This is a genomic window from Hoylesella timonensis 4401737 = DSM 22865 = JCM 15640, assembly GCF_000455445.1.
GTDB classification, from domain to species: Bacteria; Bacteroidota; Bacteroidia; order Bacteroidales; family Bacteroidaceae; genus Prevotella; species Prevotella timonensis.
Genome location: NZ_HG417093.1, coordinates 208144 through 233989, shown reverse-complemented (window position 1 = coordinate 233989; position 25846 = coordinate 208144). Strand labels below are relative to the sequence as shown.

At 42.9% G+C, this 25846-nt stretch carries 27 protein-coding genes and 1 pseudogene; 6 read left to right on the top strand and 22 right to left on the bottom strand.

Annotated elements, in window-relative coordinates; all coding sequences use genetic code 11:
• Positions 1–511 (bottom strand): restriction endonuclease subunit S (locus tag BN35_RS05590; protein WP_257009466.1); only part of this gene is annotated, 511 nt, incomplete at its 3' end.
• A gap of 125 nt (positions 512–636) precedes the next feature.
• Between BN35_RS05590 and BN35_RS05585 the strand changes: the two genes are divergently transcribed.
• The gene (locus BN35_RS05585) at positions 637–1563 is read left to right on the top strand and encodes a tyrosine-type recombinase/integrase (protein ID WP_028901382.1); all 927 of its coding nucleotides are present in this window, start codon (positions 637–639) and stop codon (positions 1561–1563) included.
• Positions 1564–1570: 7 nt separating this feature from the next.
• On the opposite strand, the gene BN35_RS05580 is transcribed toward BN35_RS05585, so the two are convergent.
• From BN35_RS05580 to BN35_RS13100, 3 genes are all read right to left on the bottom strand, one after another.
• Entirely contained in the window at positions 1571–1999 is a 429-nt protein-coding gene (locus BN35_RS05580; RefSeq protein ID WP_025073270.1) for a plasmid mobilization protein, read from the bottom strand.
• Positions 2000–2360: 361 nt separating this feature from the next.
• Positions 2361–2672: a helix-turn-helix domain-containing protein gene (locus BN35_RS05575; protein ID WP_044071259.1), complete on the bottom strand. Its 312-nt coding sequence runs from the start codon at positions 2670–2672 to the stop codon at positions 2361–2363.
• A gap of 20 nt (positions 2673–2692) precedes the next feature.
• Entirely contained in the window at positions 2693–2962 is a 270-nt protein-coding gene (locus tag BN35_RS13100; protein ID WP_004348461.1) for a helix-turn-helix domain-containing protein, read from the bottom strand.
• Between the two features lie 369 nt (positions 2963–3331).
• Here BN35_RS13100 and BN35_RS13795 point away from each other — a divergent pair, with 369 nt between their 5' ends.
• A complete protein-coding gene (locus BN35_RS13795) occupies positions 3332–3739 on the top strand; it encodes a hypothetical protein (protein WP_169337605.1) in 408 nt (135 codons plus the stop codon).
• On the opposite strand, the gene BN35_RS05565 is transcribed toward BN35_RS13795, so the two are convergent.
• The 3 genes from BN35_RS05565 to BN35_RS05555 are packed head-to-tail and all read right to left on the bottom strand — an operon-like array spanning position 3693 to position 6706.
• Positions 3693–4160, bottom strand: a complete 468-nt coding sequence (locus BN35_RS05565; RefSeq protein WP_044071257.1) for a DUF1896 domain-containing protein — start codon at positions 4158–4160, stop codon at positions 3693–3695. The genes BN35_RS13795 and BN35_RS05565 overlap by 47 nt on opposite strands.
• Before the next feature lie 52 nt (positions 4161–4212).
• Positions 4213–5481, bottom strand: a complete 1269-nt coding sequence (locus tag BN35_RS05560) for a site-specific integrase (protein ID WP_044071255.1) — start codon at positions 5479–5481, stop codon at positions 4213–4215.
• 4 nt (positions 5482–5485) lie between these two features.
• A complete protein-coding gene (locus tag BN35_RS05555; RefSeq protein WP_044071254.1) occupies positions 5486–6706 on the bottom strand; it encodes a site-specific integrase in 1221 nt (406 codons plus the stop codon).
• A 287-nt stretch (positions 6707–6993) separates the two neighbouring features.
• Between BN35_RS05555 and BN35_RS05550 the strand changes: the two are divergent.
• Positions 6994–8580 (top strand): annotated as a pseudogene (locus BN35_RS05550) (helicase-related protein); the annotation flags it as partial.
• A 64-nt stretch (positions 8581–8644) separates the two neighbouring features.
• On the opposite strand, the gene BN35_RS05545 reads toward BN35_RS05550, so the two are convergent.
• The 15 genes from BN35_RS05545 to tsaB form a co-directional block, all read right to left on the bottom strand.
• Positions 8645–9649: a nucleotidyl transferase AbiEii/AbiGii toxin family protein gene (locus BN35_RS05545; protein ID WP_025072879.1), complete on the bottom strand. Its 1005-nt coding sequence runs from the start codon at positions 9647–9649 to the stop codon at positions 8645–8647.
• Complete coding sequence (locus BN35_RS05540) at positions 9634–10341, bottom strand: DUF6088 family protein (protein WP_025878057.1); 708 nt, start codon at positions 10339–10341, stop codon at positions 9634–9636. The genes BN35_RS05545 and BN35_RS05540 overlap by 16 nt, the downstream gene beginning before the upstream one ends.
• 92 nt (positions 10342–10433) lie before the next feature.
• Positions 10434–10682, bottom strand: a complete 249-nt coding sequence (locus tag BN35_RS05535) for a helix-turn-helix domain-containing protein (protein WP_025072880.1) — start codon at positions 10680–10682, stop codon at positions 10434–10436.
• A gap of 4 nt (positions 10683–10686) precedes the next feature.
• Positions 10687–10917, bottom strand: coding sequence for a hypothetical protein (locus BN35_RS05530; RefSeq protein WP_025072881.1), 231 nt, complete (start codon positions 10915–10917; stop codon positions 10687–10689).
• Positions 10918–10935: 18 nt separating this feature from the next.
• Positions 10936–12603: a fimbrillin family protein gene (locus BN35_RS05525; protein ID WP_025072882.1), complete on the bottom strand. Its 1668-nt coding sequence runs from the start codon at positions 12601–12603 to the stop codon at positions 10936–10938.
• Positions 12604–12678: 75 nt separating this feature from the next.
• The gene (locus BN35_RS05520) at positions 12679–12984 is read right to left on the bottom strand and encodes a helix-turn-helix domain-containing protein (RefSeq protein ID WP_007173319.1); all 306 of its coding nucleotides are present in this window, start codon (positions 12982–12984) and stop codon (positions 12679–12681) included.
• Positions 12972–15032 (bottom strand): bifunctional DNA primase/helicase, encoded by a 2061-nt coding sequence (locus BN35_RS05515; protein WP_025072883.1) that lies wholly within the window; start codon positions 15030–15032, stop codon positions 12972–12974. Before BN35_RS05515 ends, BN35_RS05520 begins: the two co-directional genes overlap by 13 nt.
• Positions 15029–15409 (bottom strand): hypothetical protein, encoded by a 381-nt coding sequence (locus tag BN35_RS05510; protein ID WP_004358140.1) that lies wholly within the window; start codon positions 15407–15409, stop codon positions 15029–15031. The genes BN35_RS05515 and BN35_RS05510 overlap by 4 nt, the downstream gene beginning before the upstream one ends.
• A 6-nt stretch (positions 15410–15415) precedes the next feature.
• Complete coding sequence (locus BN35_RS05505) at positions 15416–15751, bottom strand: helix-turn-helix domain-containing protein (RefSeq protein WP_025072884.1); 336 nt, start codon at positions 15749–15751, stop codon at positions 15416–15418.
• Positions 15752–17008: 1257 nt separating this feature from the next.
• A complete protein-coding gene (gene rseP / locus BN35_RS05500; RefSeq protein WP_025072885.1) occupies positions 17009–18406 on the bottom strand; it encodes an RIP metalloprotease RseP in 1398 nt (465 codons plus the stop codon).
• A 126-nt stretch (positions 18407–18532) separates the two neighbouring features.
• Entirely contained in the window at positions 18533–19696 is a 1164-nt protein-coding gene (locus BN35_RS05495) for a 1-deoxy-D-xylulose-5-phosphate reductoisomerase (protein ID WP_025072886.1), read from the bottom strand.
• Positions 19697–19733: 37 nt separating this feature from the next.
• The gene (gene rimM / locus BN35_RS05490) at positions 19734–20243 is read right to left on the bottom strand and encodes a ribosome maturation factor RimM (protein ID WP_025072887.1); all 510 of its coding nucleotides are present in this window, start codon (positions 20241–20243) and stop codon (positions 19734–19736) included.
• Complete coding sequence (gene murA, locus BN35_RS05485) at positions 20236–21546, bottom strand: UDP-N-acetylglucosamine 1-carboxyvinyltransferase (protein ID WP_025072888.1); 1311 nt, start codon at positions 21544–21546, stop codon at positions 20236–20238. Before murA ends, rimM begins: the two co-directional genes overlap by 8 nt.
• A gap of 4 nt (positions 21547–21550) precedes the next feature.
• The gene (locus tag BN35_RS05480; RefSeq protein ID WP_025072889.1) at positions 21551–22144 is read right to left on the bottom strand and encodes a DUF4290 domain-containing protein; all 594 of its coding nucleotides are present in this window, start codon (positions 22142–22144) and stop codon (positions 21551–21553) included.
• A 50-nt stretch (positions 22145–22194) separates the two neighbouring features.
• Complete coding sequence (tsaB, locus tag BN35_RS05475) at positions 22195–22887, bottom strand: tRNA (adenosine(37)-N6)-threonylcarbamoyltransferase complex dimerization subunit type 1 TsaB (protein WP_025072890.1); 693 nt, start codon at positions 22885–22887, stop codon at positions 22195–22197.
• Between the two features lie 92 nt (positions 22888–22979).
• Here tsaB and BN35_RS05470 point away from each other — a divergent pair, with 92 nt between their 5' ends.
• The 3 genes from BN35_RS05470 (at position 22980) to nadD (ending at position 25660) form a co-directional block, all read left to right on the top strand.
• The gene (locus tag BN35_RS05470; RefSeq protein ID WP_044071250.1) at positions 22980–23855 is read left to right on the top strand and encodes a YicC/YloC family endoribonuclease; all 876 of its coding nucleotides are present in this window, start codon (positions 22980–22982) and stop codon (positions 23853–23855) included.
• 186 nt (positions 23856–24041) lie between these two features.
• Positions 24042–25088, top strand: coding sequence for a guanylate kinase (gene gmk / locus BN35_RS13095; RefSeq protein ID WP_025072891.1), 1047 nt, complete (start codon positions 24042–24044; stop codon positions 25086–25088).
• Positions 25085–25660, top strand: coding sequence for a nicotinate (nicotinamide) nucleotide adenylyltransferase (gene nadD, locus BN35_RS05460; RefSeq protein ID WP_025072892.1), 576 nt, complete (start codon positions 25085–25087; stop codon positions 25658–25660). Before gmk ends, nadD begins: the two co-directional genes overlap by 4 nt.
• Positions 25661–25846 lie beyond the last annotated feature (186 nt).

Below are 25846 nucleotides of genomic sequence, written 5' to 3'. Positions count from 1 at the left end.
TCGCAGACTTTAGCTTCTTTAAATCCTCAATGATTTTGTTTTGGGTAGAGATGCGTTTGTCAATAAGGGAGAAAAATAGATTCAATTTATCCTGCTCCTTGACATTTGGATAACTGATTTTGAATTTCTCTAATATGTCATAACTAAGATTTTGTTGTTTAGTTCCTTGAGCATATTTTACACCTATCACATCTCCATGTTTTTTGTACCATGAATAAAGAAATTCATTTATAATTTCTCCTTTAGGGGTAAATGCCATGCACGCTTGACTTATGGTTGATGGCTCCTGTGTAATTGAGCCAGTACCTCTTACACCTTCTGCCTCCAAACCATAAATAGCAATGACAAAAGTGCCAACAGAAAGTAATTTCAGGTTATTTGTAGCTCCCTGTGATATTCTTTCTTTGGTTGAATATATATAATGTTCTTTCAACTCACCGCTTGAAATCCAGTTTATTGTTCCATTGAAAAATTCTTTATTTTTTCGGCTAGGTGTATTACCTGAATACAACTCAAATTGTTTTCCAATGGTACTCTCCTCCCACTCCCCCTCAAACTCCGGAAATCTTAGATTTGGGACATAAGTTAATACTTTTCTCTAATTATTATGTACCTTTTCTAGATTAAGGATTAAATATGAAAGCAAAAACAATTAGAGAAATTGCGTTGGCTTGGAAAAGTGAAAAGCAACGCTACGTTAAGCAGTCCACCTATGCTGCTTATGTGTTGATTTTAGAGAACCATATACTGTCATCGTTTGGTGATTGTGAAGTTCTTAGTGAGAAACTTGTACAAGAGTTTGTGTTGCAAAAACTCAATGCCGGGCTCTGCACTAAAACAGTGAAAGACATGCTCATCGTATTGAGAATGGTGATGAAGTTTGGAGTGAAGAACGGTTGGATGAACTATTGCGAGTGGGACATCAAGTACCCAATCACAGGGGGCAACAGAGAAATAGAAGTACTGACGGTGGCACAACACAAAAAGATACTCGATTTCATCAGGCAGAACTTCACATTTCGCAACCTTGGCATCTACATCAGCCTGACCACTGGCTTACGGATTGGTGAGATATGCGGTTTGATGTGGGACGACATCAACACAGACACAGGCACAATCACCGTAAACCGTACCATCGAGCGTATCTACATCGTAGAAGGTGAGCACAAACACACGGAGCTGGTTATAAACACACCAAAGACTAAGAACTCTTGCCGTGAGATACCAATGAACAAAGAACTTTTGGCTATGGTGAAACCACTGAAAAAAGTAGTAAATGTTAATTTCTATGTGCTGACCAACGAAGAAAAGCCTACTGAGCCACGAACCTATAGAAACTATTATTATCGGTTAATGAAGCATTTGGACATTCCCCGGCTGAAATATCACGGACTACGCCACAGTTTCGCCACACGCTGCATCGAAAGTAACTGTGACTATAAGACAGTTAGCGTTTTGCTCGGGCATGCGAACATCACTACAACTCTCAACCTCTATGTCCATCCCAATATGGAACAGAAGAAGCGTTGTATTACGCAGATGCTTAAATACCTCAGGAAGTAATGCTGTTCTACATTTTTTTGCGATAGTCAACTGTCAAACTCACCGTCTGATCTTGCAAGACGGTGAGTTCTTTTGTCAGCAGGATAAGTTCCTGTAACAATGCTTTTACACTTTTCTCAGTTGTATAAAGGTGCATCAGACGTACTACTTGATTATAGTTTGTCCCAATCCTATGTACTTGGGCTGTGAGTTCGGAGAGCTTGCGATAATACTCCACGGCGGACTTATCTACTGTGATTACTTTGAAACTCTCCCCGAGTATTCGGGCACGCACAAAATCGGACTTGCTCACTGCCCCCGACTTGTTGTACAGGTCAATGGCACGCAGTTGGTCTTTCACATCGGGCATACGGGTGTCCCATCTGTCCCAGTGTGGAACTTCTACAGTGTTTCGGTGTCCGTAACGATTCTCATTGACTATTTCTAATTTGGTCATAATTGTATTGTTTTGTTTGTTTCCTAATCACGACTTTGGAGTGATTCAATCCCCTTCGGGGCAAGGGGCTTTGTGGCACAAACGGCAGTTTGTCGGACAAAGACACACCTTGCCAGTATAAAGAAAGAGACAGTTTGTTATGTTCCATAAAGTAACCTTTCTGGGGTGCTTTTAATAGACGAGAGTTCAAAGTTCAAGAAGTAAATCAAGAGATAAGTTTAGACTAATTTCTTGACTTACTGACTTTATGAGCTGACATATTTTTGACTAAAGTTAATTTTGACTTAGGTCGAAACTAATTTCTTGACCAAAGTCATAACTGACCATTTGACTTAAGTTGCGACTGATGTCTTAACTTAACTCATAACTTACCTGTTTGCGGTATTGGATTATAATGCCTTTCAAGCATTGTCTGTATGTCAGTCTGCTTGTATAGTATCTTCCCTCCGATTTTGTAGAAAGGAAGTATTCCTGCATTTCTGTACTCTTGGAGCGTACGTGTGCTGAGCCGTAATTGGCTGCAAACCTCCTCGCCAGTGAGGTAAACCTCTCCGCCTAACATCGGACGGGCTGTAGAACAATAACGCTCCAGTTTCTTCAAAGTACCCTCCATCAACTGTGCAAACATCTGCATTTGAGGGTCTTGCTGTGTAATGATTTCTTTCTCTTCCATAGTTCATTCTGTGTTTGATTTCATTCATTGTTTGCATTCAGTAACTCTGCGATGTCGCTCTCCTTATAATAGCATTTATGCCCAATGATGGAGAAGGGTATTTTACCCGTATCGCGATAGGATTGCAGGGTGCGTTTGCTGATGCCGAGCCTGCGGCATACGGCTTCATTGTCGAGCCATTCGTCCGTTTCGGGCGGATTGCCGATAAGCTGTTCAATACTGTGGATAAAGTCTGCAAATTCGGAGCAGTGCCGCTCCCACGCTTTGCGGTCGATGATAATGAGTTTCATTGCCTTGATTTTGTTTTGATTACTTTATTGTTACTCGGCAAACAAACTGTTATGCAGTCCATTGCCGTACTTGTCGAGTGCAAAAGTAAACCCTCGGAAGCACCGCTGCAAGAAATGAGGAAAAGCAGGGAAATAGAGAGAAAACAAGAGAAAAGACCAAAGGAGATCCATCTGTGTTATTGCGGTAATGAGATGAGGTGCCGGCTCTTTCCTTTTATCACATAGCAATTATTCTTTCGACAGTTCGATAGTTCGACAAATCGATATGTAGAACTATCGATAGATAGTTTTATCGATAGATTATTTTGACGATATATAGTCATGACAACAGATAATCATGACAACAGATAGTCATGACAACAGATAGTCATGACAACAGATAGTCATGACAACAAATTGTACAAACAACCGATTGTCCGTATTATCGACAGTCCTATCTATTGTTGGCTGTTACGCCTTGCGTCCAAAGAGTCTGAGTATGCCGTATTCTTGTCGTGCCTATACTCTCTTACGGTAGCTCTGCCCTGCAAGGTTGGGAGAGATGAATACGACCGCACGAATATTGAAAATGGCAATACCAACTTGAAAAGAAAAATCCTGCGGTGGAGATTCTTCTCTCCATCCGCAGGACTTGACCTTGTCAGGGCAGATTGGCTGCCGTTGTACCTTTGCACGATAAGAAACGGCATCAGGGACTTTGCGTGTGCCTTTGCTTACAACGCCTTTGGGCTTACCCCTCCGTCTGACCGATTATTGGCAAATGATTGCTCTCGATGAGCAGCACTATCGTGCCTGTGAGTTCGGTGTAAAGACGGTCGTATTGCTCGTCAGAAGCAAATGTGTCCGTCAAACCGAATTTGTCGAATGTGGCTTGAACAGCCTTATTCGACAACAATATGGTTGCGAGTCTTTCAGGAAGCGATGCAGGCAGTTCCCTTTCAAACTCGTTTTTCAATACAGATACAAGCGTGTCATACTTGGAAAAGTGCAAGCCTTGATACAAAACCTCGCTTGCCATGCTTTCCGCTTCGGGGTGAGTGAAACCTTGCGCCACGGCATCGCAGTAAGCTGTGAGAGCCATATCTGCCCGTGCAGTGATAAACTCCGTATCTTGCAATCTCTCGGGGTGATGCTCACTCATATAACTTCTTAATTTCAATCGAAAGTAAGAAAGTTCCAGCTTTTTGTTCTCTTTCATAATCGTTTGGTGTTCAATCGTGAATAATAAATGTTAGGTAATTACTTCCTTTTTATGCTTGTTGCAATGGAACGTTCTGCCGTGCTATAGACTCACAATAACCCTCAAATACAGTATGCTCCCTGTCTGTGAGTGCAGTCATATCCTCTTGTATCTTGTGGTCGGTTATCTTTCCGTAGATTTGTGTCGTACCGATATTGCTGTGTCCGAGCATCTTGCTGAGCGTTTCCATCGAAATACCATTGGAAAGGCAAATCGTGGTTGAGAATGTGTGCCGAGCCATGTGGAAGGTCAAGCCTTTCTCTATCCGGCATATCTGCCCGATGTTCACACACGCAAAGGATGCTTTTCTTATTGTGAGATTGGGGAATATCAAGTCGTCCGCTTTCTTATCCTTGATATAGAGCGAAAGTATTTGTTTGGCAATGGGCAGAAGCGGAATGATGGCTTCCACGTCTGTTTTCTGCCTTTTGATGCGGATTTCCTCTGTGCCGTCTGCATTATGGGTGATGTGTTTTGGTTTGAGCCGTTGCATATCCACACGAGCCAAACCGGTGAAGGCGCAGAAAATGAAGAGTTGCCTTGCTCGCTCGAACTGCTTGTCAATTATGGGTGTTTGCAGGACCCTCTGCAGCTCCTCCGTAGTGAGATAACGCCTTGTGCGGTGTGGCAGTTCTGCTTTGTAGTCCGCAAACGGATCGATGCGGATATACTTCTTCTGCTGGCCGATGCCGATGAGTTTCCTAAGGAAGATGACCGCTACCTGAATAGTGGCAAGAGAAAGATTGCGCTTTGATTTAAGGTAGAAGTCCAGCCCCTCGATAAAACCATAGTCCAACAGAGAGTAGCGGATATCCTCCAGCCCTAAGCGTTCACGCAGATAAGCCTCTATGAGTTGTGTGGCATAGATGTAGTTGGCAAAGGTCGGCTTGGCAACCGTTATTCCCACACAAGGACGCTTTTCCTCAATAAATAGTCGGGCTTCCTCCAAAAGAAAGCCTTTGGGATTGTCCTCTTCCATGAGTTCACGTTTCAACAACTCGGCAGTGATATAGCCACGTTGCCAAACTAATTCTTGGTATTTGCCTTTGGCTTGTTCCTCTTTGGTTTGCAAGTAGCGGTTGATTTCCTTTGTCTCTTCGCCTATACCCTTGCATCGTCCCTTACGACTGTCCCAAAGCTCGGGAGCGATTTCCTTTCTCGTGCTGTATTGCACTTGCTCTCCGTCTATGGTGATGCGTCCCATAATCGGGCATTTGCCGTTCTTTTTTTCTTTTGAGCGATTGATATAAAAGAGTGTCTTGAATGTACTTCGAGCCATAATGTCAAAGTTTTAAGGTGAATGTATCTTGTATTCGCTGCTGTATCGCTTGCATATCCCGATGGATTCTTTCGGAGGAAACCGCTGCATATACCTGTGTCGTTCTCAGGTTGGTGTGTCCGAGCATACGGCTCACCGTTTCGATAGGAACGCCTGCCGAGAGCGTGATAAGCGAAGCAAAGGTATGGCGAGCCATGTGGAAAGTTAGCGGAGTTTCCATGCCGATGTTTCGTTGTATGTAGTGCATACCATTGAGGACAATGTCGGTGGTCGGCACGTCAAAGACAAAGCCTGCCCTTATCCCTCTATAACGATTCATGATAGTCAGCGCAGGGGGAAGCACCTGTACACGATACGGGGTCTTGGTCTTCATGCGTCTGCCCTTGATGCAGAGTTTGCCTTCTTCCAAGACAATGTTTTCCTCTCTCAGATTGCGGACATCGGAGATGGCAAGCCCTGAAAAGCAAGAAAAGACGAACAAATCACGGACAAAACGATAGTTCTCCCATTTAATCTCCAAGTTGATGATGCGCTCAAGTTCTTCCTGCGTAATGCTTCTTGGTTCACCCTTTGGTCGCTCGTAACTGTAGCCCAAAAAAGGATAGAAGTCCAGCACACCTTTCTTTACCGTCATACGGACGATGGTCTGCAAGGTGGACAAGGTACTCGATATGCTGCTGCGTTTCAGTCTGCGGTCGATGGTGAGATAATACTCGAAGCCCTCGATAAATGCTTTGTCCAGCTGTGAGAGTGGGATGTCGCTTACCTTGTGCTTCTTCTGCACATACTCACGGAGCAAGGATAGCTGATAAGTACGGAGTTTGAACGTCTTTAAGGCTCGGTCGATACCGACACGTTCCTTTGTCTGTGTGAGATACTCCCCAAAACTTTCCAAGAGCAAGGCCTGACGGTGGATTTGCCCCTGATAGGCATCCCTCACGTCTGTGGCGGTAAAGGATTCTTCTCTTTCACAGAGTTCATGAAAGCGTGCGTGGATGAGTGCGGTGCATTCACCGAGTTTCTGATTGACGGACACAGCCATTGCGCTCTTGCCGATAAGCCTTTGCTTACGACTGTCCCAAAGAGTAAGCGGAGTTTTGCATTTGGTGGAGAAGCCCGAATGGGTTCTGCCTACGGAGATGCGCCCGATGACAGGCACAAGTCCTTTCTTGTCGGTTCGTTTCGCCTGAACGAAGAACGATACTTTGAGTTTGTTTTCTTTCATTTTTCTGTCTTTTTTTCTAAATTTCCTTTGCTTGCAAAGGTACAGATGAACAAGTATTCTTGAGCGATGCAGAAAAATGAAAGATGAAGAATAAAAACCTATGACACAGTAGTTTACCTTCAACTCGTAACCCCTTTTTGCTTTTTCCTTGATGGGTTACGATTTGGTAACGGAACTCCTGCCGTTTGATGCTTCCTTTCGCCTAACTCGATAAAGGCAAAAAAAATGATAAATGATACTATTTCAAATAGTTACATTCCTTACATTCCCTCTGTTTCCCCTAATTCTTGACTACCGACTATGCCCGCAAGATGAGCTTAGATTTACGCATGATTGATGAAAATGGGTACTCAGACCATATCGACAACAAGGCAAGCCATTGTGCGAAACTCTTGAATGACTATTATCAGAAGTACGATGCACAGAAAGGTACGCAGTTCGTTTTCTCTGATTTGGGGACTTACAAGCCCGGCGGAGACTTCAATATCTATTCGGAAATCAAGAGAAAATTGGTAGAGGACTATCATATCCCGTCCTACGAGATACGTTTTATTCAGGAGTGCAAGAACGAGAAAGCCAAGAAAGCAATGGTCGATGCCATGAACCGTGGCGACATTCGCATTATCTTCGGTTCTACCTCTATGTTGGGAACTGGAGTCAATGCCCAGCAACGGGCTGTGGCTATCCATCATTTGGACACGCCTTGGCGACCGTCAGACCTTGAGCAACGCAACGGGCGTGCCATCCGTAAAGGAAACCTTGTTGCCAAGGAGTTTGCGAACAACAAGGTCGATGTGATTATCTATGCCGTAGAGCGTTCCTTGGACAGCTACAAGTTCAACCTGCTGCACAATAAGCAGCTGTTCATCAATCAGCTGAAGACGAATACGCTTGGCAGTCGTACCATTGATGAGGGGTCGATGGACGAGGACAGCGGTATGAACTTTTCAGAATACGTAGCAGTGCTTTCGGGCAATACCGACCTTTTGGAAAAAGCAAGACTTGACAAGAAGATTACCACCTTGGAATCCGAGCGCAAGAACTTTCTCCGTGAGCGTGATGCCGCAACGGGCAAGCTGGCAGAGATTGAGAGTTCCGTGTCCTTCCATTTCGACAAGATTAAGGAAGCTAAAGCTGACTTGGCTTGCTTTGAGCAGCGTGTGGAACGGGACAAGGAGGGACTGCCCGTCAATAAACTGACAATCAAAGGTGTAGAGGACAGCGCCGACATAAAGGTCATCGCCGCCCGTCTGCATGAGATAGAGGAAAAGGCTCGTACCAAGAGCGAGTACAATAAGATTGGTGAGGTTTACGGCTTTTCCATCATGGTCAAGACGGAGAGCACTTCCAAAGACTTGTTCGATTGCTCGGTGAACCGCTTCTTTGTCAAGGGACAGGAAAGCATCTACTATACCTATAATAACGGTAAGTTAGCGGCAGACCCGAAACTTGCCTGTGAGAACTTCGTAAATGCCTTGGAGCGTATCCCTAAGGTGGTAGAGTCGCATGAGAAGGAAATGGCAAAGGTTGTTGCAAATAAAGAAGTTTATACTAATATTGCTAACAGTTCTTGGAAGAAAGAGGACGAGCTTCGCTCACTTAAAAGTGAAGCTGCGGAGCTGGACAGAAAGATCGCACTTACACTTGCTCCACCAGAGGAGAAAAAAGAAGATGTGCAACAAGTTGGCATAGAAGAGGATTTACAACCACCCATAACTGCTTATGAAAGACAGACGAAACTATCATCAACAACTTCAACCTCAACTATCCCTGACAATCCTCTGTCTGCCCAAAATGAAAATCAGCAAAATATCATAGACCAAAAGGACATGACGAGTAATACCATTGTGGCCAAACCCAAATGGAGAATGTAGTGTTGGGTAGGCCAGGTCTGCAAATGAGGAGGCATATGCCCTGATTTGCAGACTTGAATATGTGTTATTGAGCGCTCATTTTTTCAATATGCACCTTCTCCAAGGATTTCAGTATTATAGCAAATGATGACTTTATTACTTCCGGGGAAGGTATCGGTCGATAAGCAATCAAAGACAAGTTCTTTTCGTATATGGGAGACAAAGACGCCCATAGCGCATCAAAGTCTGTCATCAACGGAGATGCACTTAAATTTTCCAATTCACCCCATCCTTTCGGTTCGGCAAAAGCCTGACGGTCATGCCTTATAAGACTCTCCACATCACTTGCAAACGCTTTGTCAAGAACATAATCCCGAAGTTGCCCAATCGATAATAAGGCATCCAAATCATAGAAATGGCGTATTTTAGCCGATAAGGCGGTGAGTGGGCTATCGCTCATTGAAAAGCGGATGAGAGAAACGGTTTTCTCACACAATGTTTGTTTAAGCGACAATACGTTCAATTCAAATGGGTCAAGGTGGTATTCGGTGATAAAATCATTCATACCTTGACTCTTCAGAAATGTAGTTACAAAGGGTTCTATCACACGTTTCTCATTTGGGAACGGATTGGCAAATGCACTAATTTCCACAATTATACGGGCAGGAATTGGATTTGTACTTGCGTCCAGTTCTATTTTGGCGTCATAGTGGAATGCCTGTTTCCTATATTTCGAGCCTTTGGATATGTCTGGAAATTCTTTATCTTCCACCAAACCTGCTGTTACCTCTTTCATGAGATGCGACAGGAGCGTTTTGACTTGGTTGCCGCTCATTTGCTCGCTGATGACAGCGAAATCGACATCCTCTGAAAATCGGTTGATGAGTTGATATGCCTTGGACAACGAAGTTCCACCCTTAAACACTATTTGCGGAGCATAGGCACTCATTGATAACAATCGGAGTACCGTTGATATGTAATAGTCTTTCTCTATCAGTTGGACAGGGATGCCCAAAGCATCTGAAGTTGCATGAACAAGGTCCGCAAACAGCTCAGGATCTAAATGTAATTCTTTCATTCTATGTTCCATTGATTGGAAATTGATTTTGATGAGAGTCCAATCCTAAATCGCGTCAGTGGACTCAATGTACGATGCAGTTCTGCGGCCAAAGGCTCCTCGTCGAGCATGGAGCCTAATAAGGCTCGCGTAAGCGGAGAATATCTCATAGCAAGCTCCACCAAGAGTTTTTTCCTCTTTTGGCTATATCTATTCACTTTGGTTTTAAGGAGTGAATACGATTTATCAATAGCCGTATCGGGTATTTTTTTTATCCACTTTAAGCAATCCAACAATCGTAATAGCTCAATATTTTCCCGGGTAATCATATTTTTCTGCAAAACGAATCGTATGGCATATATCCCGCGTCTTCGTCTTCGGCCAGGGAAGTTCGTTCCAATTTCAAGCGTAGTTGACTGTTGTGTTGTCAATCCCAATAAGTTAAAGGCATAAAGACCTGTCAAATAACCAATCGGAATGTCGTTCTTGTAGAGCAAATCCTTGAACCGTTCTTCCAACGCCGGACCGACAATACCAAACTTCGTTTGCTTGGGCTTGTAATAAACACCCGGACTCAACCGCTCTATCGCTCCTTCTTGAACAAGCCGTCCCAAGGCAACTACGGCTGCATTCTGTTCTGTACGCGAAAGTTTCAAATCTTCCATACGAAAGACTTTACCTTCCTCAAATCCCAAAACCCTTTTCCTTATTGTCTTACTTGTCATACTTGCCCTTGTTTGGTGCAAAGGTACTCTTTTTGTTGTGTAAATGCAAGTATTTACACAACAAAAAGAGAGGAGTAGCCTATCCAAAACACCTACCATTTCTCCTGTTTTCGTACCATTTCATCTATCTCCTCACGTAAAAACAACAAACGTCCATTGGCTTTGAGATAATGAATTTTCCCTGTTGCAAACCCATTTATAGATGTTTTTTGTTCCACTTTGAGTATCTTGGACACATCTATGATATCCAAATATTCGGGTTTCAATGGAGGATGAACGGCAGTATCTATTTCTTGTTCCCGCAGGACAAGCAGACGGTCGAGTTTGCCCTCGACATTCATGAGTTTATCGAACAGGCGTCTCTATTTCATCTTCCCAGACATGGAAAAAATGTTTTGCATTTGTTGAGTTTACTTCTTCATCATCAATCCAGTCGTCTACTCCAACTTCCATCCTCGGATTCTCACTTGGAGAAGTTGCTGCCAGTACAGGTTCGCCCATTTCAAAAATCGTAATTTTTGGTGCTATATATTTCTTCTTTATCTGATTATTTATTTCTATTTTTTTTGTTTCCATCTTTTTACATTTTAAGAATTAAAATTTAAATACAGGACGTATAAAACAGCCTCCTAGTGCAGTACGGTGCCATTGTAAGTATTGCTTACCCTTAATATCATATAACCACAAAAATGATGAGTTCGAATTCTCGGAAACATTAATCCAATAACGGGATGGTTGCCAATCGTAATACGGTGGTAGGTATCCTATAAAACAATCATGATAAACCTCGTCTTCACCATACCGTTCTGTTGATTCCATAAAATCATTAAGTCTTCCATAGTCCCACGGTTGGGTTGTATAATGTGGTTTATTACTATATTTAGTACCGCCAAAAGCATCAAATATTAAATCAAAGTCTTTGAATCTTGGCACATACCATCGGGTCCAAGATGGTGCTACTTTCTGATATTCAGAAAGGTATGTGTCTACTTTCTCCAATTCCTCTATTAAAAACAAGTTAGTCCTGTCCGGGCTTTTTAGATTTCGCAAAGATATGGCAAGTCCATGTTTGCTATAAGGTGCAGGGCCGTTACCATTATCACTTATATATGCAATCATGGCAACGGGTTTCTCACCTGCATTGTCTGCTTCCTCACAAGTGGAGAAAATATTGCCAGCATCGGATATCACCCAACCAAGTTTAGGCTCTTGGAGTGTTGTATTTTGGTCTGGGTAGCCAATAAAGTCATCCGTAATGGTAATCTTGTATTTGTATCTTTTTCCTGCTTTCAAATCAGCTTTGAAAGGAAAATAAGTAACGCCATAACTATTGTAGTCGCCAACAACATATTGACCTGTGCTGTGGTCATAAATTTTACATTTAACCCATACATAGGAATAAACGTTTTGTGCGTCATTCTCATCAATAGCCTTATTAATGTCTGCAATTCTAATGCCTGACTTAGGATTCCACGGTTGATGATTCAACGGAACTAAAAAAATGTCTTTGCTGGCATTAAGATATGATTTATCTGCTTTTTCAAAGTTGTCTATATCAAATGAATATTCGCCAAGTCCTAAATAATCCCTTGCCATGCGTGTTTGAACCGCCCCATTTCCCAGCATTGTAAACTCTGCTTCATGATACACCCCCTTTAAGCCGATTTGCTTGATGTCCATGATTTCAAGATTGTTTGACATATTGGAAATTCCAAACTTGATTTGTGAAAGGAGGTGATGGAATTGTAATTTTACGGTACCATGATTAGCTTGTTTATATTCATCAGATTCGAAAGCTGCCATATAATCCTCGTTTCCACCCGAATATACACCAAGGCTTACCTCGTGGTTGCTCCATACATCTATTTCCGGTCTGCTTCCAAAATTATTGGGAGAGTTGACCGCAACAAAATGCAGGGATTCATTTTCCAACCATCTCTTTCTCTTATTCTCGTCTTTATATGAGAATTTGCCATTACCTTGATTGACTATTTCTACATTATCCATATATGGTTCTTCTTCTCCTGGGTCGTCAAGGAACGCATACACATAAAAGTTTTTCAACTTCTTGACATAGTTTTGAGAGTCAAACGCTGTACGCGTATGAGTTTGACTGTTCTCTGCAACAGAAAAGTTGATAAAGTCAGAAGGAGATGCTACATTGGATGCAACTTGTTCTTCATCAGAACAAGATACCATCCCCAACAGGATAAAGACTAATAACACCACAGCAGGTGAATTTGATAATTTTCGTAATTTCATAAGTTTCTTTTTTTTGTTATTGAATTGTCATAACGATTAAAGTTTGATTGAGTGAAAGGGAGAGATCGTTCTTCCTCACTCCTCTCTTCTTTGTAACATTTTATCTATCTCACCCCTAAGGAAAAGCAATCGACCATTAGCCTTGAGATAGGGAATTTTCCCTGCCCACACCCAGTTGTAGATGGTCTTTTGTTCCACTTTGAGTATCTTAGACACATCTATGATATCCAAATATTCGGGTTTCAATGGTGGATGGACTGTCGTATCAACGGATTGCTCTTGCAGGACAAGCAGGCGGTCGAGTTTGTCCTCGACATTCATGAGCTTATCGAACAGGCGTTTTTGCCAAGTGTCTTCTGCATTATAGTTTATGTACGGCATAATTCTCCTTTTTGATAGTTGCCATTGATATCCTGTGCCAAGATATGCTGTTCTTTCATGTAGGCGATGTATTTCTTTGCTGTTCTGTCCTTGATTTCCATTTCTCGCATCAGAACATCACAAAGTTCTTGGTAAGTGAGCTTGAAAGAATTTCGAAAGGCTTCTTTGACAACGGCAATGAGTTCATCAGTCTTGCGCTTTTCCTTGTCCTCTTTAGATTTCTCGCCACGATAGACGTGCATGTCCTCAGCCTTATCCCAGCCGAAAAGCATCATCGGCACATCCAATGGGCTGCCGTCACGGACTTTCAGAGCTTTCACCACCGAGTATTCAGGATTATCATCTTTCTCTATGGAGAGAATGCCTGCCGCCTTGCGTTGAAGTTCGGAGCCGATATGCCCACGGAGTTTGATGCCATTCGGCACGAAGTGCAGTACGCAGATGATGCAGGTGTTGTAAATCCCTGCCAAGCGGTAGAGCTCATCCACGATGGCAATGCTTTCCGTTTCATCATTGGCGGAACGTATCAAGTCAGCTATGCCGTCAATCACCACAAGATGGATGCCCCCATGCTTGTGATGAAACAGGTCCATACTTTCACGGATAAGTTTCAACCGGTCTTTACGGGAAAGCGAAGCGAGATACAGAGAATGATAATACTCAGGTACTGCTGCCAGAGAAGCCCTGCGCAATGTCTTGCCCAAATTCTTGTGGAGTTGTGCCTCGGACTGCTCCGTGTCATAGTGCAGAACTGCCAAACCTTTGGGATTGGCGGCAATCTCTAATCCCAAGGTTTTCTCTATTGACAGTTGTTCTTCTCCCAATGTTCCGGCAAGAATGGCTCCTACATAGTTACTCTTGCCCGTACCTTCTCCTCCGGTGATGCAGAATAGATTGTCTTGGGTTCCCAATGGGACACCATTCACAGCCACTACCGATTTGGAAATGTCAGGAGGGTTTTCGTAGTCTATTTCGCAGGAGCGCACCATCATCATAGTTTGACTGTATAAGTCTGTAAACATCTTGGCAAGCAGCTCTTTCAGTTCCTTTGCCCCATTGCCCAAGGCAAAGTAATCAGAAATATCCTTTTCCGTCTTGGTTCCACTAAGTGGAAGTGTAAGATTCAACACCTTGAATTCTACTAAATGTTCAGCCTGTTTATGCGCCTCTCTTACACCTGTTTCATCCGCATCATACAAGAGTATGATATGCCGAAAGCGAAGTTGAAGGCTCTCAATGATACTTGTCGGTATTTGTGCCGTTTCACTGTTGAAACATATCGCATTGAAGCCGTGTGCATATAACGAGAGCACATCCTTTTCTCCACCTGTGATGAAAAGAATATCACCTTTGGTGGGAATCTGCTCCATACCGAAGCAATAGGTGGCAGGCATTCTTCCACCATAGAGAAAGCGGATTTTCGAACTGTGAGGTCTGTATATCTTTATGTAGCCGTTTCCTATATAGGCAAATATAGGTTCTGTCAGTGAGCTGTGAAGTTCAAACTTCTTGCCTTCGATAGATATGCTCTCATATCTTTTAAGACTCCGTACCCGAAACTGTCGGAGTGTATCTTCATGGATACCATAATGCGCCCAATAGTTCAGCAGTCCATCGTCAAATGGCTGTATCTCGAAACTATATGGTCGTTCTTCCGTCCGCTTGGTCTTTTCAACCGTAGGACTGGAGGCTATAGGATTTTTATATGACGGTGTGATATGCTTGTTATGCTTTTCGGCATCACATAAAGAATACAATCCAAGTTCTTGTACGATGGTTTCCAAGACCTCGGGAAAACTCGTTTTCAGATTCAAACTACGCAACGTTGCCACAAACCAGAAGCAATCCCCTGAATAGGTGGTATCGCCATGATCATAGAATTTATAAGAAGAAGTTTTCCTATCATAGTAGATATGACAGGAAGCCCGTTTGTCGTCATAAAAGGGGCTACGGAAGTTTCGGTGAAGATTCACCTCAAAACCAAGGAAATGGGAAAATACATTCAAACCTCCTTGGGTAAGCAAAAGAATCTGTTCTTTTTCTATCATAGTTGTCTGTTTTTAGGGTTAAGACATGAACTCATGATAAGATTGTCCTTGAAACGGTTGAGCCGACCAAGAACCTCGTCATTCCTCATACCGGAAACACGGAGGCGGTTGCATTTCGTGGCAATCACGATAGACTTGAAAAAATAACGCACATCACCACCCTCGGTGTAGCGATACCTCACTAACTGCTTCTTGCGCCAACGGTAAAGGGTGGACTCTGAAACATTCAGAGTCCCGATAAGGTCTTTCGTGGTCATCTCCAGCTCGTCGTCAATGTCTTGGATAAGACGGGAAGTGCGCTCGATATACTGCTCAATTCGGTTGAGCCTGTCTATCAGTTCTTGATAAGCTTGGCTTTCTACTGCTATTATTTCCATATGTCATCATAGTTTGGTTTGTAAGATAATGTGCTGCGGTCCCAATTCCTTGGCGAGATCCATTATCTTTCCATAAGTCTCTTCGTCAAACACGTCTATGCCCAGTCGGATAAATGGGAGTGGTATTTCTCTTCTTCTCCTTGCAATAGATGCAAGCAGATCACTCTCATCCATTTCCAAAACTTTGGCATAGCTGCAAATTTGTACTATACTCATGGATACGGCTCCTGTTTCCCATCTTGAGATGGTACTTGAGCTAACTTTCAGTTTTTCAGCGATATACTCCTGTGAGTATCCTTCATGCTCTCGCTTTTCCTTTAGGGTTTTGTGCAACTGTTTCATATGTATAAAGTTACAAAGACACCTAAATTTGAGCAACCCGCCTCATTCAAATGTTTGCATCCCATGCAAGGAAGCTTGCATTAGGTGCAGATAAATATTTTGGCAGTGTCAGCATGGAATACCTTTTCCAATTCCTAATAAATTAAAACGAAAAAATACTTTATTATCATTCCGAAATCGACAAAAAAAGATAATTATTATGAAAGCCAGTGCACGGTGCAAGACCCTTTATATATAAGGGCTTGCACCGTGCACTGGAAAATGTAGCAGAAAAGTTTCTAAATATTTATGACACAAAGATTTGGAAATATAAACAAAAAAATCTAACTTTGTACTCAGAAAATGAGGGCAAGCATGCTTTCAGCAGATAGTCAGAATAGCGGTCATAAGCCAGTCAGTTTGCTGCTACATTTCTGCTACAGGAACTATCTGAACGAAAAGGTAAACAATTAGCTTTCAGCGATTAGGATATACTGCGGATTAGTTCAGGCTGGTCCACATTGAAAATCAAGGAGTTACAGCAATGTAACTCCTTTTTATTTGGACACGAGTAAAAATCAGACGAAATTCAAACAAAGAGATGTTGAATTTTAATCGGCTACCGAATTGCAAAGGACAATATAAGATTTTATCACCGATTTTTTATTTAAGAATGATGTTTTTACAGCGTAAAACATCAACCAAACAGCGGATGTAAAATTGGTAGTACGCTGCATGAAATGATAACAATTGATGCTGAATTATCTTTACAAAGTGCCTCTCAAAACTCGCGTGAAAACAACCAACACCAAAGTTGGTCGCAAATACGCAAATTATGAACAACTTTTATAACTCGTTGTTATTGAAAACGTTATATCAAAGCTATCTCTTTTTATTCACAATTTTACTACCTTTTGGCGATTAAAGCATTGAGATAAGCCTCCAATTTGCATGCTTTAATGCTGCTGATGCATGTGAATAACACCTTTAATACATGTTTTCAAGACCGTAAAGTCAATGTTTCAGCTTAAAAAGACGTTTATTTTGTTAAAATCAGCCCATTTTTACATGTCGTTTGCCTATAGAATTTTTCTATTTTGAAGATTTTAGATGGTCGTTTTTTGGTAAAATAACAGGACAAAAACAACGGGTGCCTTTACCAAAAATGAGAGGAAGTGAAAGCGCTGTGAAATGTTATTCTTTTTCTATTTATTGCTGTCCGCTAAAACTTACTTGAGCATAAAAAAAGTTTTAGCAGACAGCAATCATTTTTATCTGTTAGTACGTAATAATGCCCAACCAGCGCAACACGTCGTTAAGGTTGGCCACAATCATTAACAACAACAAGATGGCGATGCCAACATATTCAGCACGTACCATGAAAGTTTCACTCGGTTTGCGACGAGTGATCATCTCATAGAGCAAGAAAAGCACGTGACCACCGTCCAAGGCTGGTATTGGCAAGATGTTCATGAATGCCAAAATGATGCTTAGGAAGGCTGTCATGAGCCAAAACATGTGCCAATCCCAGACAGGAGGGAACAGACTTCCAATAGCTCCGAAGCCACCTAACGACTTAGCACCATCGGCGGTGAACACATACTTCATATCACCAACATAGCCTGCCAAGACATTCCAACCATATTTTGCACCTGCTGGAAAGCTCTCGAAGAAACCATATTCCTTTTTGGTAGGCGTATAATAAGAATACAAATTGGTCATGCCCACCCCTAACATCAAGCTGGAGTCCAGCAATACCTGAGTCGTATCTACCTTAGAAGTAGCAGGATTCATAAAGGCAATGTTTGCTGTACGAATTTTCAAACTATCCGCATGGGTTTGTGCCGCCATGAGTTCATCGCTCAACACGCCCACCTCTTCTTGGTAAGCATTCCAAGAATCGATAGCTTTGCCGTTGATACCCACCAAACGGTCTCCTTTCCGAATGCCAGCCTTGGCTGCTGCACCAGAAGGCATAACGCTGTCTACATCTGCCAATATGTAGGGTGTTACAAAGCGTGGAGTGCTCTTCAACATCCCCAAAAGGTTCAGGTCGCCAGGCAGGTTAATACTTATCGGTTTGCCATTGCGAATGATGTCTACCCGCTTGGCGGTGGATAAGTCACGATACACATCTGCATTAAAGTCCCTGAATGCGCCTTGGTCTGTCCCCACAAGAATGTCATGATCTTGAAAACCATAAGATTTGGCTTCTTGATTGAAACGCATTCCCATGCTCATATCTTTGACCATGACATACGATTCGCCCCAATAAAACAACACCATGGAATAGATAAAAAGCGCCAAGAGAAAGTTGACGGTCACTCCACCAATCATGATGAGCAGCCGTTGCCATGCTGGTTTGGAACGGAACTCCCAGTCTTGAGCAGGTTGCTTCATTTGCTCTGTGTCAAAGCTCTCGTCAATCATTCCAGAAATCTTGCAATAGCCGCCCAACGGAAGCCACCCCATACCATAAGTAGTATCACTATTTTTGGGTTTGAAACTAAAGAGATTTCCTTTCCATTTACCAATGCTGACATCAAAGAATACGAAGAACTTTTCGACTCTTACCCCAAAGAGTTTCGCAAAAAACATATGTCCCCCTTCGTGTAAGAGAACCAATAAAGAGATAGCCAGTACAAACTGAAGCAATCTGATTAAAAATATTTCCATTTTATCTTAAGTTTTTTTTAGTTTTTTGGTTGTTAAGTTTTTGAGTTGTTCTACCATAAGGCATATTACTCAAAAACAACTAAATCATCAACAGTCAGCCCATGAACTTATCAACTCATGAACTCACTAACGCCTTAACTCGTGAACCATCTCTTCCGCTACGCGACGTGTCTCTGCATCGGTATCCACATAAATTTGATATTGGGAAGATTTGTCATAAGACACCCGCTGCATCGTCTTCTCAATGATATTGCCCATGTCCAAGAACGAGCATTTGCCATGGCGGAAAGCTTCGTTCACCACCTCGTTGGCAGCATTGAGTACACAAGGCATGTTGCCCCCCTGGCGCATGGCCTCATATGCCAATGCCAAACACTTGAATTTCCCCATATCGGGTTCAAAGAACTCCAAGGGCTGCTTAAACATGTCTAAACGCTGCCCATGAAGTGGCAAACGCTCTGGAAAAGAAAAAGCATACTGTATGGGCAAGCGCATATCAGGAACCCCTAACTGTGCCTTTATGCCGCCATCGGCAAACTGCACGGCACTATGGACAATGCTTTGAGGATGCACGAGTACTTGTATTTCCTCAACTGGAACACCAAAGAGCCACTTCGCTTCAATTACCTCAAAGCCCTTGTTCATCATTGAAGCCGAATCTATGGTTATCTTCGCCCCCATTTCCCAAGTAGGATGTTTCAAGGCATCGGCAGCTGTTACATGCTGCATCTGTTCCAAGGTGTAGGTTCGGAAAGGACCGCCACTGGCTGTAAGGAGTATCTTTTCTATTTCGTTATCGCTTTCTCCAACGAGAGATTGAAAGATAGCACTGTGCTCTGAATCGACAGGTAGAATAGGTACATGATGTTGTTGAGCCAACTTGCAAATCAGTTCACCTGCAACAACAAGCGTCTCTTTATTGGCTAAACAGATTTTTTTTCGAGCTTGGATGGCATGAATCGTGGGCGAAAGACCTGCAAATCCTACCATAGCTGTTAATACCATATCAATAGGAGAGGCTGACACGATTTCATCAAGCGCAGCCTTACCAGCATAAACCTTAATGTCTGGGCAATCATTTAACAGTTGACAGAGGGGTTCATAATGCGCCTCGTTGGCAATAACGATAGCAGCTGGGCGAAACTTGCGTGCCTGTTCAGCCAATTCCTTATAACGATTATTAGCCGTAAGGCAATAAACTTCATATAAGTCGGCATGCTGTTCAATCACATCCAACGCCTGTGTTCCGATGCTCCCCGTAGAGCCTAATATGCAGATTTGCTTTTTCATGAGTTGTATTTCCTCCTATCTTTTTTGGCTTATGAGCTTATAAATCTAATAAACCTTCTGGCAATGTGATGAATATTTGACGCTTCTCTCCGTCGATGTCCGTAATGAGTTCTTCATTAGCTGGTATCAATTTACCACCTTCCAGCTCGAACAAGACATTAAGCGTCGTATTATCAATTGATCGAATCACTCCTATTTGATGCCCTGTCGTAGCGTCAATGAGTGAAGAACCCAAGAGCTGCGCCCACGACCTGCATGCGCCGTCTTGATGTGCAACAGAACGTGGGAAGAATACTTCACTCCCTGTCAGTTCACGAGCTTGCACTTCTGTATCGACATCGCAAAACTTTATATAAGCCGTCACATCGGTACGGAAGCGATATTCTTCAAAGAAAAAAGGCACCAAAATGCCATCTACCTCTAATATAAGGTAGTCAGCATCCGTACGATCAAACACATCGTCCTCAAAATGAAAAGACAATTCGCCCTTTACCCCATGTGGCTTTCCTATTTGTCCAATACGGTAAACTTCCTCTTTCTTAATCATCTACTCGTTTTATATGTGCCCCTAAAGCATTCAGGCGCATTTCAATATTCTCATACCCACGGTCTATCTGGGCTATATTTTCTATTCTACTTGTTCCGTTAGCACTCAATGCAGCAATCAGCAAGGCAATACCAGCCCGGATGTCTGGACTACTCATACGTCCTGCACGCAGTCTTATCTTCCTATCATGCCCTACGACAACTGCACGGTGTGGGTCGCAAAGGATGATTTGCGCCCTCATATCGATAAGTTTATCCACAAAGAAGAGTCTACTTTCAAACATTTTTTGATGAAAGAGTACGCTCCCTCGTGCTTGAGTGGCAACAACTAAAAGGACTGACAGCAAGTCAGGGGTAAGGCCTGGCCATGGAGCATCGCTCAATGTCATGATGGTGCCGTCTATAAACGAATCTATTTGGTAATGGGGTTGATGCGGAATCACGATGTCGTCACCTTCAACTTGTATTTTTATCCCCAGTCGACGGAAAGAGTCCAAGATAATGCCAAGGTCTTTTACAGAAGCATCTTTGATTCTTACTCCATTACCTACCATGGCTGCCATGCCAATAAACGAGCCTACCTCTATCATGTCGGGCAATACTGTGTGTTCTGCTCCGTGCAGAGATGAAACACCCTCAATCGTCAAAAGGTTTGAGGCAATGCCACTAATCTTTGCTCCCATGTCATTTAGCAAACGACACAACTGTTGAATGTAAGGCTCACAGGCTGCGTTGTAAATAGTCGTAGTACCCTTAGCCAAAACAGCTGTCATGATAATATTGGCAGTTCCCGTGACGGAAGCCTCGTCCAAAAGCATGTATGTTCCATGTAGATGCTCGGCTTCAATATGATAGATGTTACGAGACTCTTCGTGCTTAAAGCTTGCGCCCAACTTCTTAAAACCCAAGAAGTGTGTATCCAAACGGCGACGTCCAATCTTGTCTCCCCCTGGCTTGGCGATAGTTGCCCTACCTAAACGGCCTAACAGAGGACCTATCATCAACACCGAACCTCGCAAGGAAGAACACTTCTGAACAAACTCGTCGCTATCCAAATAAGCCAAATCAATGGCATCGGCTTGAAAGATATATTCATTTTTATGAACACGAGTTACTTTGACGCCTACTTGCTGCAACAGGCGAATGAGATTGTTCACATCAAGAATGTCCGGAATATTCTTTATTCTAACAGGTGCTGACGTAAGGAGCGTTGCACAAATCACTTGCAAAGCTTCATTTTTGGCACCTTGGGGTTGAATCGTACCACTCAGTCTATGACCGCCTTCAATGACAAATGCCTCCATAGACTTATCGCTTCTTTCGTTTTTTATCTATATCTCGCATATCGATGCGATCGAATTTGAATTGATTAAGGTCGAGTACGATTTTCCCATCTGTAAACCTTTCCAAATCAAAAGCCACTTTCTCATCATCCGAAGAGCCATGCCCCCACTGCACCAAGTCACGCTTCATCTGGTTAGCAGTGATACGAGTCAGTTCGTCACGTTCTTCCCCAGGCTCCATGTTCTTCAGTTTTTCAAACATTTCAAACATCATGTTGCCATAATGTCGCACAGGGATACGGTTCATGGGATACTGCACAGGCTCTGCTTTCGTATAAATCTTAGCTGCTTGAGATACATCGAAAGGATAATCGATGTCCAATTCAAAATTGCTCATAATAGCCAAATGGTCCCACAGCTTGCGTAGGTATTCCTCGCTCTCCTTGTTTTGCGGGAACATACGAGCCATTGTGGAGACAATGGTCTCGGCACAATGTTGTCGCTCTTGTCTGTCGGTAATGGTCAACGCATAATCAACCATATTTTGTACCTCACGGCCATATTCTGGCAATATGAGTTTCTCACGTTGGGTATTATAATCTAATCCTTCAATATCCATAGCTTCTTTTTTTTCAATAGACCGTAACTTACCGAATCAACAAGGCAACGTTAAAGCAATTTCTTAGGGGTTTTGGCAACGAAATCCTTCAAATAAAACGGAACAAAGTAGGCTACATCCTCAAATTGTTCATTCATCATCCGCTTCTCTGCCAAAGGAAACATATTTTTTGCTAAAGGCTCTACATTCTTGATGAGATGTGCGTTGGGGTGATTGATTACCTCGATACACTTTTCTGCTCCATTCCCAAAGAAATAAACTGGACGTTCGTCGAGATACGACTTATATGTATCCGCATCAACCACATCGGCTTGAATGGGACGAACCTCATTCAATGCTCTGTCAAACAATTGTGCATATACTTCCATGCGACGAGCATCCAACATCGGACACAACAGCGCATTCTCCTCTTGAATCTGTTCGCGCAGCAAGACAGGCACACACAAGAGATGGAGCGTTGGTACTGATAACAGCTTTACGGAGCGTCCGTAACAAATTCCTTTTGCCATGGACACACCAATTCGAAGACCAGTATAAGACCCCGGACCACAACTCACAGCTACGGCATCTAACGGAATTAAATGACTATCTATGAACGATAACGCCTCATCTACAAATACACCAAGCTTGACAGCATGATTGGGACCGCTACTATCTTCTTTCTCAAAAATACATGTTCCATCCTGACTTACAGCCACAGAACATACATCTGTACTCGTCTCTATGCTTAAAATACACGACATACGTCTACCTATATAATCCTAAATTAAAATGCAAATTTACGCTTTTTTCCTGCAAAATGATTACTTTTGCATAAATTTAACGTGTTGAAGCTATGATACAATCGATGACGGGTTACGGAAAAGCAATCGTAACCTACAAAGAAAAAAAAATAAATGTTGAAATTAAATCCCTTAACAGTAAGTCGCTCGACCTCTCTACTCGCATCGCACCGCTGTATCGAGAAAAGGAGATGGAGATTAGACAGCAAGTATCGAGTGCACTGGAACGCGGGAAAATAGACTTTTCTATTTGGATAGAGAAGGATATTGCTAACGAAGTAAACCCGATTAACTCGGATATTGTTGCGCATTATTACCAACAGATAAAACAAATAGCAAAGACAACAGGCATTCCAGAACCCTTGGATTGGTTTCAAACGATTGTCAGATTGCCCGACATCACATTGAAAACAGAAATCGAAGTGCTCAAGGACGAAGAGTGGGAGATGGCAAAACAGGCAATAAAGGAAGCACTTCAGAATTTAATTAGCTTCCGCCAACAGGAAGGTGCGGCTCTACAAAACAAGTTCAATGAGAAGATTGATAACATTGCGCGACTACTTCAAGAGATAGAACCTTATGAGAAGATGCGCGTAGAAAAGATTAGAACTCGAATTGTAGATGGTCTCGAACAGATTCCAAATGCCGAATACGACAAGAATCGCTTGGAGCAAGAACTCATTTATTACATCGAGAAACTCGACATCAGCGAGGAGAAACAACGCCTTGCCAATCACTTGAAATATTTTCGTGACACCATGAACGAAACTACTCCCAACGGCAAGAAGCTCGGATTCATCGCACAAGAGATGGGACGTGAAATCAACACTACTGGTTCAAAAAGTAATTTGGCTGAAATGCAGAACATTGTGGTGCAGATGAAAGATGAGCTGGAACAGATCAAGGAGCAGGTACTCAACGCACTGTAAGCCTAAGGAAGGAGCCTCCCCCGACCCCTCCAAAGGAGGGGAGGTATAAGCTGGGGAGGATGGAGCGATTAGGAATTATAAAAATGACTCACACATAAGGGAGCTGTACCATTTGTATTTTGGGATTGAAGGAAAGACTATCTTCCTGAACTCTATTCACTGCGCTGATGACTGTCGATAAAGCACATGGGGAAAAACAGGCAAGAAAGATATAAATACGAGACAGCAGATGCTTCTTTATACAAAGTTTTGCAAGAACGGGCACTGCAACATCGAAACTATCCGACACAAGCCGAAGCTGTGCTTTGGGAATACTTAAAGGGCAATCGTTTGGGGGCAAAATTCAGAAGACAGCATCTGATTGGTCAATATATTCCCGACTTTGTATACCTTTCCAAACAGTTGATTGTTGAGGTAGATGGGGGTTATCACTTCATTGGCGACCAACCCTCCTCTGACGAACAGCGAACAGCATATCTCGAGTCTTTTGGTTATCATGTTATACGATTCACAAACGAAGAGGTGTTGACAGACACGCAAAACGTACTTCAGAAAATAAGACATATCATGAATCATCTAAACGAACAAAACAAACAGCAGACCGTACAAAACACCACGTCCACGGATAAGGCTCCTCTCCTTAGGAGGGGCGGGGGGAGGCCCCAATCTCGCCTCATCATCTTCTCTGCTCCCTCTGGAAGTGGAAAGAGTACCATCGTGAACTGGCTCATGCAAGAACATCCAGAACTAAAGTTGGCATTCTCTATTTCGTGTACCAGTCGCCAGCCAAGAGGCACAGAACGAGATGGTGTGGAATACTTCTTTGTCAGTCCACAAGAGTTTCGCGAACGTATTGACAACGACGAATTCTTGGAATACGAAGAGGTGTATGAAGATCGCTTTTATGGAACGTTGAAAACACAAGTGGACAACCAGTTGAAAGCGGGTCAGAACGTTGTCTTTGATGTAGATGTTAAAGGTGGCATAAACATCAAACGGTTTTATGGCGACAGGGCACTGAGCATTTTTATCCAACCCCCTTCTATCGACGAACTTCGGAGACGTTTAGAGAGTCGTGCCACCGATGCGCCACAAGTGATAGAAGATCGCTTAAACAAGGCGGCTTACGAACTGACCTTCGCATCGCAGTTTGACAAAGTGGTGGTGAATGACGACTTGGACAAAGCAAAGACTGAAACACTGCAAATCATACAAGAATTTCTAAGACATTGAAATCTATCGGCATCTTTGGCGGTTCTTTCAACCCCATTCACAATGGACACATCCAGTTGGCGAAGCACATTCTTAGGCTTTCCACCTTGGATGAGATATGGTTCATGGTGTCTCCTCAAAATCCTTTGAAGCCACAAGGCAGCTTGCTCGATGACCATTTGCGCTTGGAAATGGCACAGGTTGCATTACAAGACGAACCAAGACTCATTGCTAAAGATGATGAATTTCGACTCTCTAAACCGTCATATACCTGGCATACGCTGCAATGTTTATCGAATGAACATCCTGACACCTCGTTTACACTCATTATCGGTGCCGACAACTGGCACGTGTTCAATCAATGGGCACACTATCAAGAAATCCTGCAAAAATACGAAATCATTATCTACCCTCGCCAGCACACCGCCATTGACACAGCGTCATTGCCCTCAAATGTTCATTTGGTAGATACGCCCCTATACAACATCAGCAGTACGGAAGTGCGCCAGCGCATCCAGCAAGGCAAGTCGGTAGACCTGTTGATACCCTCTGCTATCGTGCCACTTGCCACTCGGTATTATCCACATCCATGAGCGTATGTAGGGTTGGCAATGCTCTTCATAGAAGAATTATAAATACTGAATTTTCTTTACAAAGAGCCTCTCATAACTCGCGTGAAAACAACCAACGGCAAAGTTGGTCGCAAATACGCGAATTTTGAGAAAGTTTCATAACTCGTTATGATTAAACTTATTACGCTTAAGTCTTCTTTTTTCTTT